We start from the raw sequence: 9,432 nt of genomic DNA, 5'->3' as shown, positions 1-9,432 counted from the left end.
GCCCAACATGATGAAGACCAGGACCACCGAGAACGGCAGGCCCATGATGACGGTGGCGCTCTGCAGCGTGGGCACCCCGCCCACCAGCAGCATCGCCAGGGTCAGCAGGCCGGTCGCGACGGACCAGAAGACGCGCAGCCACTTGGGCCCGTCCGAATCGGCGTCCTTGAGGTAGGAGGTGAAGTTGCTCATGACCAGGGCGCCCGAATCGGCGCTGGTGACGTAGAACAGCAGACCGGTGAAGGTGGCAATCGCGGCGCTGAGCGGGGCCATCGGGTACTGCTCCAGCAGCCCGTAGAAGGCGCGCTCCGGCTGGCTCATGGCCACCTCGCCAAAAGCAGTGTTGCCGCTCATCACGATCTCCAGGGCGCTGTTGCCGAAGATGGAGATCCACAGCAGGATGAACGCGAACGGCACCACCAGCACCCCGACGACGAACTCCCGCAGCGTGCGTCCCCGCGAGATGCGTGCCAGGAACAGGCCAACGAAGGGCGCCCACGCAATCCACCAGGCCCAGAAGAACAGCGTCCAGCCGTTGAGCCAGTCGTCGGGCCGGTCGTAGGCGAACGTGTCCAGGGCCATCGACGGGAAGCGGGAGAGCGTGTCGCCGATGTTGGTCACGATCCCGTCCAGCAGGAACCGGGTGGAGCCGGTGACCATGATGAAGACCATCAGGGCGATCGCCAGGATGACGTTAAGTTCGGACAGCCGGCGGATGCCCTTTTCGATCCCGGTGAGTACAGAAATGGTCGCCATTAGCACGGCGACGGCGATGAGGGCGATCTGCACGACCGTGTTCTCCGGGATGCCGAACTGGAAGCTCAGGCCATAGTTGAGCTGTGCGACGCCGATGCCCAGGCTGGTGGCAATGCCGAAGATGGTGCCTAGCATGGCCGCAATATCGACGGCGTGGCCCACCGGCCCGTGGATCCGCTTCCCGAGGATCGGGTAGAGCGCCGATCGGATGCTCAGCGGCAGGTTGTGCCGGAACGCGAAGTAGCCCAGGGCCAGCCCCATGAGCGCGTAGAGGCCCCAGCCCAGGATGCCGTAGTGGAACAAGGTCCAGACCACGGCCTGCCGGGCGGCCTCGACCGTGGAACCGTCGCCCGTGGGCGGTGCCAGGTACTGGGTCACCGGCTCCGCTACGGAGAAGAACATCAGGTCGATGCCGATGCCCGCGGCGAAGAGCATGGCGGTCCAAGTGAAGATGTTGAAGGTGGGGCGCGAATGGTCCGGTCCCAGCCGGGTCCTGCCCACCCGGGAGACGGCCACGAAGAGGACGAAGGCAAGGACCGCGACGACGATCAGCGAGTACCACCAGCCGAAGGTCTGGCCCACCCAGGCAACGGCGGTTCCGATCACCGCGTCGGCCGATTCCCGGTCCAGGATGGCCCACAGCGCGATGGCGAGGACACCTGCCGCGGAGCCGATAAACACGGTCTTGTTGACCCGCGTCTGCGGCTCGGGGGCGGCAGCGGTGCCGGGTGGAGACTCCGGTGGGGCGGCTCCGGGCGCCGGCGTCGGGCGCTTGCTGTCTTCTTCGTCGAGCGTGGGCTCGCCGGTCTCGGGCGGCGTACTCATATCGGTCTCGTACCTCGCATCGTAGGAGTGCTGGTCGCGGTCTCGCTGTTGTCTTCGCCGGGTGAGGGCAACTCTCGACGCTAGCAAGAGCAGGAAGTAACCCGTCTGCGCGCGTATAGCACATGAAGTAAGTGAGCAAGGTTACCCGGTTAAGCAACGAAGGTCACACCGCCCGCACCGCGTGTTCTGTTTACGGGCGCCTAGGTGTGGTTCGGCACCCCCATAGGCACGCACTTTTTGGTTCAGTGCGGGTGCGGGCCGTGCTGTCCGGTCTCCCGTGCTCTAGAGCCCTCGTCAAGCACCGTCGTCGTAGTACTGGCTGGTCATCCCAAAGTCCGGATCCTGCTCGGAGCGGATCATCCGGTGGTCTTCCGGGTGGTCCAGGCAGGGGCTGCTGAAGGAGAGGACGACGGCGTTGACGCCGCCGGCAACGTGGTGGGCGGCGGTGGCGCCGAGCTCGCCGTTGCGGAAGTAGAGGGTCCGGACGTCGCCGGCCTGGGCGGTCGCCTCGTTCTTTTGCTCCCAGCCGTGGCCGCTCAGGTAGCCGGCGGCGGCGTCAAGGGCTGCGTTGGCCTGGTCGGTGTCGGCGACCTTGCCGGTGGCGCGGGCGATCCAGGCAGTTTGGGTCTGCGGCTGTTCATCCTCGGGGCGCAGGCAGCTTTGTTCGCGCAGCAGGTCCACCTTCAAGTCGGCGGCGGAGGAAACCTCGGCCATTGCCTGCGGCAGCACCTGCTCGAGCTGGCGGCCGTAGTCCTGCGAGGTAGCCGTAGCTGGGTTCTCCTGCGGCATGGCGCAGCCTCCTAGGGTGGTGATGGCCAGGGCGGCAGCGGCGGTGAGGGTGGCAGCGAAGCCGCCGCGCCGCCGTCGTACGTTGCGGTGGTGAGCTGCAGGGACGTTGGGACTGTGGGCCCGCATGTTCACTTCTCCAGACTTTCGACCGTCACGGTTTCAAGGTTCCCATAGGCGTACTCTTCGGGGTTCTGTTCGAGCGGATTGGTGATGAGCGGGCCATAGGGGGAGTAGGTCTGGTGGATCTCATTCTCGACGAACGGGCTGACGCTGGTGCCCTCGATGACGCCCTGGATGTTCGCCGCTGACGTGGAGCCCGGCCAGAAGTAGTCCGTGTGCCCGTCCATCAGCGAGGCGGGGTCCTCGGGTTTGAGGAAACCGGTTTCCAGCCGGACCGGATCCATGGCCGTGGGGCTGCCGCCACGCCAAAAGGACGGCCCGTGATAGCCGCCGCCAAGGATCTGCGCGGCCGTGATCGGGTCGTCGCGGGTCTGCAGCCAGTAGCGGTTCGCGTCGGGGTTGGCGGTGTCCGCCGGGCTGCCGACGTTGTGCCCGGTGCCGGCCGGGGCGACGTAGACGATGTTGGTGGAGTCCAGGCCTTCGCGTTCGGCGGTGCCCAGCAGAGAACCGCCGGCGCTGTAGCCGAGGTAGGTGGTGCGGGCGGCGGCCGTGGTTTCCAGGTCGAGCGCGTGGTCGAAGGCAGCCAGCAGGGGTCCGCCCTGTTCGTTAAACGAGGTGGTGATGTTGTCGGGGACCTCATCCGGCAGGTCGGTTCCCTGCCAGTAGAAGGAGACCGTGCCGGTGGCCGGTTCGCCATTCACCGCGTCCAGCCTGACTGAGTAGGCCTCCAGTTGGCCCAGGTCCGCGCCGGTTCCCGGGACCAGCGCGGCCACGGTCGTGGTGTCCGGCGTGAGCGTGCCGTTCATGGTGACGATCCGGCCGTCGCCGTCCAGACTGACCATGACAACTTGCGCGTGATGGCCGACGGCGTAGTCCAGTCCCGTCTTGAGCGTTGCCAGCCGGTCGTGTTCGGACTGCCACGTCTCGAGGTCGGCGGTGTACTGCCGGTAGGCCTGTTGGTAGACCATCCGCGGGTTGCCGTGCTGGTTTCGGGCGGCCGCGAGGTAGTCGTTGAGCTCGGGCTCTGGCCCCAGCTGTGCCTGCCGGACCGCCACTGTCTCGCGGTAGCCGGCGGCGGTGACGGTGTTGGCCCTGATTCGGCCGGCGAAGGGAACGCCGTTCAGGCTGCCGAACACGGCCGGGTAGAGCAGCAGCAGCCGCTCCTGGTCGGAGGGGTGCAGGTTGAGCCAGGCGTTGCGGATCCCGGCGATTCCGCCCTTGGTCAGGGCAGCGTCGCCGGTCATCGCCTTTGCCATGACGGCCTCGGGGGAGCCCGGGATCCGCCACGCGGGCAGCTTGTTGGCGGCAAGGACGGCGGCACCTTCGGGGTTGGCTTCGGCCCAGACGCGCAGCTCCTCGTCGCTGAGGCCGGCCAGCGAGGGCAGGTACGACTGGGGCGTCAGCGGCCCGAACCGCTCGTCGAGTCCGCTGGTGAAGCTGGCCCACGGCGGCGCTGCCGGAATTGCGGCGGCAGCGGTGAGCAGCGGCGTGGGCGGCAGCGCGTCGATGGTTCCGCCGCTGAGCGCACGGAGCGCGGCGGCGGTTTCCGTGGTTAGCGTCTGCCACTCCGCCCGCAGGGTGCTGATGCGCGTGTTGAAGGCCTCTGCCCGCTGCTCCGCTTGGTCTGCCTCGTGGTCCTCCTGCGACCCGCTGCCGACCAGTTCCCTGGATAGACCGGGCCGTGCGGCCGCGAGTTCTTCGGCCTCTGCCTGCAGTGCCCGGCCCGAGGAGACGAAGGTTGTGACGGCTTCCCTGGCAGCGGCCAACGCCGCAGTCCAATCCCGGGAGGGGCCCTCCAGCTCGTTCAGGGCGGAATGGACCTCCAGCTCGGTGTCCGGTTGCTGATAAGCAACGCTCAGCCCGGCCCACGCAGCATTGGCATCGGCCAGGTAGTTTGCCGCGGACGTGGCGCGCAGGGACATTTCCTGGACCGCGTCGCCGAGCTGGTCCCAGGGAACGTTGATCTCCGGGACGCTGCCCAGCCGGACGGTCACGGCTGCGGCACCGGACCGAAGCCGCGCGCCGAGAGGATCGGGGCGTCTCCGGAGTTCAAGGACTCGGCGAGTTCTGCTGCGGCACCGGACATCCGCCCGTCCGCCTCGACGAACAGCTCGGCGGTCTCGGCGACCACGCTGGACTTGTTGTACATGAGGCCCGCGATGCGCTGGCCCACGTCCCGGCGCGGCGCCCAGAACCCCGTGAACGCGTCGGCCACATCCGCAGCGCTGCCAAACAACGACGCCGCCTCGTCGCCTGCCGCCGCTGTATCGCCTGCCGCCTTGTCCAGCGACTGGCCGTCCGCGGCCACATCCACCAGAACCATATGGAGCTGCCTCGGATTAATCCGCCAGCTGCCCATCCCGCCGCCCTTCTGCTTAACCGTTTTCACCACACTGTTGCATGCCGCGGCGCGCAAGTGAATGGGGACGACTACCCATGGTTTATCGATTTGGGACTCGTAGCAGCTTCAGGGCGTGGACCCTATGGTCCCCGCCGCGGGGTGGGGACATACTGGGGCCCCTGCTGAAACGTGTAAGGAGGTAACAGCATGGAACGTCCGGAACAGTTGCGGGCCGCCCGACAGCCGACGGGGCCAGAAGCTTTGTATTCGCCGTTCATGGAATTCGATCCAGGCCAGCTGTCGTGGCGGAACCAGCCTGGGCCCGCCGCGGAGCGCCTGGGTCGCAGCTACAACACACTTCGCGTCGTGGTTAGTCTGATCCTGCTGTTGAGTGGCTTAGGACTGACGCTGAGTATTGCCGGCACGATGCCGAGAGCCGCGTTAGGCGATGCTCCCCCTCAGTTGCCGGTCGCCGTCGTCCTGGCGGTAGCCTGTTTCCTCTGTCTTCGTGCGATTGGCCGGCATTGGGGCAAGGCCGCGTCAAAAACGGTTGCCCGGCAACAGGTCTTCGGTCAAGGCGGCGCGGCGCTGTCGGGCGGATGGTCCCGGTTTCGACGGGAAGACATCGCCAAAGGCGCAGAAGGCGAGCGGTGGACGGCGCAGGCGCTGGAAACACTGCTGGCCATCCCCGGGACCCGGATTTTCCACGGACTCAAGTTTCCGGGCAGCCACGTGGCGGACATTGACCACGCCGTCGTCAACGGGGATCGAGTGGTCTATATTGACTCCAAGTTTTGGAAACCCGGGCAATACCAGTGGATCGACCGTGAGACGCTGGCCTCCGTCCACCCGCGCGGGTTCAGGCGGCGGACCATTCACATGGACGTTGTTCAGACCCATCCGCGCACGGCCAAGGTTGCGGCCGAGGTCGCCTGCCATGTCATCGCCCATGCGAACGCGCCGGGCCCGATCACGTTCACACCGGGTCATCAGATCTCACCGACAGGCATCCCCATCACCGGCGTGCAGGCTGGCGTCGACATGATCGGCCACTGGCTGCTGCAGGGGCAGAAGGCGGGAACGGTCAACCGCTACGCGCTGGCAAAGCTGCTGGCCATGCAAAAACCGGCAGGAACCGGCGCCCGCCAAACCGCCGGCAGGCGGCGGGGTCGCTGATCCTGGCGCGTGCAGGAGCCCAAAGTCCCCTTACTGCGCTGCGCCAAATAATCTGCCCAATGCCAGCTGTTAGGCGGGCAGGTGCGGGTACTCCGCCGAACGGTTCTGGAAGGCGAGGATGGCCGGGTTGGCGATGACGCCGTCGCGGATTTCGATGGCACGGCTGACCGTGTCGTCGTCGTCCCAGCTGCCGGGTCCGCTCATCACCGTGCGCAGGAACGGGATCAGGGCGGTGCTGATTTCCCAGGTCGCGGAATTCCACAGGTACGACGGCGTGTGATCCACCGCGTAGTAGCTCACGTGGTCACCGACCTCGAAGGTGGGCTCGGCAAAGGTCGTCATCTTGGCCCAACTGAAGCCCATGCCTTCGTCGCAGGAGACATCGACAATCAGGCTGCCCGGCCGGAAGCCGTCCAGATCCGCTTCGTCCAGGTAAATCAGCGGGTTGTTGGGGTCCTGCAACGTGCAGTTGACCACGATGTCCCGCTCAGCGAGGAACGGGGCCAGCGGCATCCGTCCTTCGTCGGTGATGACGTGGCTGAGATGCGGGGCAGTAGCGTCGTGGTCGAACTGGGTGATGCGCGCCGAGTGGATCGGGGATCCGACGGCGGCCGCTGCACGGTTGGTCAGGACCTGGACGTCGTGGACACCGTGCGCGTTCAAGGCCGTGACTGCGCCGCGGGCGGTGGCGCCGAAACCAATGACGACGGCGGTGAGCGGGCGGCCGTAGTCGCCGGTCGATCCTGCCAGTTCCAGCGCATGCAGCACCGAGCAGTAGCCGGCCATCTCGTTGTTCTTATGGAAGACGTGGAGCGCGAACCTGCCGTCCGCAGCCCAATGGTTCATGGCTTCGAAGGCGATCAGGGTCAGCCGCTTGTCGATGGCCAACTGGGTAATGGCGCGGTCTTGAACGCAATGCGGCCAGCCCCAGAGGATTTGGCCGTCACGGAGTTCTGCCAGGTCTTCCGGCAGGGGCTTCGGCAACAGCACCACATCGGCCGCTTCAATGAGCTCCTTGCGCGATGCGATACGTCCCACCAGTTGTTCCAGGTGCGCGTCCGAAACGCCAAAGCGCTCGCCGTAGCCCTCTTCAAGGATGATCCGCTCGCGGAGGTCGGCGTCGAGGCGCTCGATGTGCGCAGGGTGGATGGCCAGCCTGCGCTCATCGGGCTTCCGCGTCGTCGCCAGGACTCCAAGCGACAGCAGATTCAAGAGGCTCAGCGCTTCTTGATGGAGGTCAGGGTCTCGGACGATGCAGCGCCGGCGGCCTTGGCCTTCTTGTCGCTGCGCTTTTCCTTGATGGACTTGCCCGACTTCTTCGATGCGGTCTGTCGGGGAGATTTGTCGGCCATGAATGCCTCCTCAGCGCCAGCAAAGAATGCTGCGCTTTAACGGGAGCAACAATTTGCTCCGTACTCCTGACCATACGCCATTGGACGTCAGGCAGGTGCTTTATCGGCTTTCGACTTGTGCAGTTGCCGCTGGGCTCGAGTGCGTTCCTTTCGAAAGCGGCCTAAAACGTCGAAAGCGGCCGAAAACGCCGAAACCGGCGGATAAAGTCACAACCCGGGCGGATATAGGCCGCTTTCGACGCCGGTGGATTTGCGCCCTGTGAGCGTTGGCCTGGCACGAGGGAGTGCAGGCCTCGGACACCAACGCGTCAGGGCTCGGCACGAGCGCTTTCAGGCCTCGGCCACCAACGCACCATGGCCCGGCACGAGCGCTTTCAGGCCTCGGCCTCCAACGCACCTGGGTCCGGCACGAGGGCGTGCAGGCCTCGGTCACCACGCACCAGGGCCCGACATGAGGGCGTGCAGGCCTCGGCCAGAACCCCCAGTACGCTGGATCTCAGACGTGAGCAACCGGGAGGGTGGATGTCGGAGACGACGGTGGCCGAGGTGATGGCCGAGCTGGCTACGCTTGAGGATCCGAAGACGCGCGAGGCGAACGAGAAGCGCGGCGACGACCACGGCGTGAATCTGGGCAAGCTGCGGGCGGTTGCCAAGCGGTTGAAAACCCAGCAGGATCTTGCGCGGAAGCTCTGGGCAACGGGCGAGACGGCCGCCCGGCTGCTGGCCCTGCTGATCTGCCGGCCCAAGGCCTTCGAACGCGACGAGCTCGACTCCATGCTGCGCGAGTCGCGTGCCCCCAAGGTGCATGACTGGCTGGTGAACTACGTGGTCAAGAAGAGCCCGCACGCCGAAGAGCTACGCGTGGCCTGGACCGAGGACGCTGATCCGGTGGTGGCCAGCGCCGGTTGGGCTCTGACCACCGAACGGGTGGCGAAGAATCCCGAGGGACTGGACCTCGCCGGGTTGCTGGACACCGTCGAGGCGGAGATGAAGGAAGCACCGGACCGCCTGCAGTGGGCGATGAACCACACGCTGGCTCAGATCGGGATCGAGCACGCCGAGTACCGCAGCCGCGCAATCGACATCGGTGAACACCTTGAAGTGCTCAAGGACTACCCGACGCCGCCGAACTGCACGTCCCCGTACGCGCCCATCTGGATCAACGAAATGGTCAGCAGGCAGGCGAACGCCTGAGACCGGCCGCGGGGGCGGCAAGGTCCCCGGCGCCCTGAGGTGAGCAGGCAGGCGAAGGCCTGAGCGCTCGTCAGCGACGCCGTTGCGGAAACCCGCACCGAATCGCTGCCGCTTCAGCGGGTCCTAGGCGGAGCCTCAAGGCCGGCCCCCTCGTCTACAGCACCTTCGCCAAAAACGCCTTCGTCCTCTCCATCTGCGGGTTGGCGAGCACATCGGCCGGCGCCCCGGATTCGACGATGGTTCCGACGTCGAAGAAATGAACGGTATCAGCAACTTCACGGGCGAAACCCATCTCGTGGGTGACCACCACCATCGTCATGCCTGCCCGGGCGAGTGATTTCATCGCCTCAAGGACTTCCTCGACCAACTCCGGATCCAGCGCGGAAGTGGGTTCGTCGAAGAGCATGATTTCGGGGTCCATGGCCAGCGCGCGGGCAATCGCCACGCGCTGTTGCTGTCCGCCGGAAAGCTGGTGCGGGCGTTTCTGCGAATGGTCGGCCAGGCCCACCTTCGCCAGTTCAGCCAGGGCCCGGGTGCGGGCCGCGGACTTGGAGACGCCACGGACCTCGGTCAGTGCACAGGCGACGTTTTCCTCGGCAGACAGGTGTCCGAAGAGGTTGAACCGCTGGAACACCATGCCTATGCGGGAGCGGAACGCGGCGAACTGCTTGGGGGTCCACTCGTAATAGCGTCCATCGCGGTATTCGTACCCGACGTGCCGCCCATGGACCAGTAGCGTGCCGTCGTCATACCCTTCCAGCGCATTCAGGCAGCGAAGGAAGGTGGACTTGCCCGAGCCGGAGGGCCCGACGATGCAGCTGACCTCGCCGGCGGCGACGGTGAAGTCGACGCCGGTGAGCACTTGGTGGGCGCCAAAGG

9 protein-coding genes are annotated in these 9,432 nt (G+C 66.2%); 2 read left to right on the top strand and 7 right to left on the bottom strand.

The genetic code is table 11. The annotated features are described in order from the left end of the window. The 4 genes from betT to AC5RWT_RS30920 form a co-directional block, all read right to left on the bottom strand. Nucleotides 1–1,581 (bottom strand): choline BCCT transporter BetT (betT, locus tag AC5RWT_RS30935; RefSeq protein WP_494083554.1); only part of this gene is annotated, 1,581 nt, incomplete at its 3' end. Between the two features lie 294 nt (nucleotides 1,582–1,875). Beyond that, entirely contained in the window at nucleotides 1,876–2,496 is a 621-nt protein-coding gene (locus tag AC5RWT_RS30930; protein WP_494083553.1) for a hypothetical protein, read from the bottom strand. Nucleotides 2,497–2,498: 2 nt separating this feature from the next. Continuing rightward, complete coding sequence (locus AC5RWT_RS30925; protein ID WP_494083552.1) at nucleotides 2,499–4,484, bottom strand: alpha/beta hydrolase; 1,986 nt, start codon at nucleotides 4,482–4,484, stop codon at nucleotides 2,499–2,501. After that, nucleotides 4,481–4,879 (bottom strand): hypothetical protein, encoded by a 399-nt coding sequence (locus tag AC5RWT_RS30920; RefSeq protein ID WP_494083551.1) that lies wholly within the window; start codon nucleotides 4,877–4,879, stop codon nucleotides 4,481–4,483. The genes AC5RWT_RS30925 and AC5RWT_RS30920 overlap by 4 nt, the downstream gene beginning before the upstream one ends. Nucleotides 4,880–5,038: 159 nt before the next feature. Between AC5RWT_RS30920 and AC5RWT_RS30915 the strand changes: the two genes are divergently transcribed. Continuing rightward, a complete protein-coding gene (locus tag AC5RWT_RS30915) occupies nucleotides 5,039–6,007 on the top strand; it encodes a nuclease-related domain-containing protein (protein ID WP_494083550.1) in 969 nt (322 codons plus the stop codon). A 69-nt stretch (nucleotides 6,008–6,076) separates the two neighbouring features. Here the strand turns inward: AC5RWT_RS30915 and AC5RWT_RS30910 are convergent, their stop codons facing one another. Both AC5RWT_RS30910 and AC5RWT_RS30905 read right to left on the bottom strand, forming a co-directional pair. Then, nucleotides 6,077–7,219, bottom strand: coding sequence for a N(5)-(carboxyethyl)ornithine synthase (locus tag AC5RWT_RS30910; protein WP_494083549.1), 1,143 nt, complete (start codon nucleotides 7,217–7,219; stop codon nucleotides 6,077–6,079). 5 nt (nucleotides 7,220–7,224) lie between these two features. Continuing rightward, complete coding sequence (locus tag AC5RWT_RS30905) at nucleotides 7,225–7,359, bottom strand: hypothetical protein (RefSeq protein ID WP_493969580.1); 135 nt, start codon at nucleotides 7,357–7,359, stop codon at nucleotides 7,225–7,227. Nucleotides 7,360–7,881: 522 nt separating this feature from the next. On the opposite strand from AC5RWT_RS30905, the gene AC5RWT_RS30900 reads away from it, so the two are divergent. After that, entirely contained in the window at nucleotides 7,882–8,553 is a 672-nt protein-coding gene (locus AC5RWT_RS30900) for a DNA alkylation repair protein (protein WP_494083548.1), read from the top strand. 154 nt (nucleotides 8,554–8,707) lie between these two features. Here AC5RWT_RS30900 and AC5RWT_RS30895 read toward each other — a convergent pair. Beyond that, a partial coding sequence (locus AC5RWT_RS30895; protein ID WP_494083547.1) for an amino acid ABC transporter ATP-binding protein occupies nucleotides 8,708–9,432 on the bottom strand: 725 nt, incomplete at its 5' end.

The sequence above is a fragment of the Arthrobacter sp. Dra40 genome (assembly GCF_059091905.1).
Note: the sequence above shows the minus strand (reverse complement) of the source record. Positions and strands in the feature narration are given on the sequence as shown.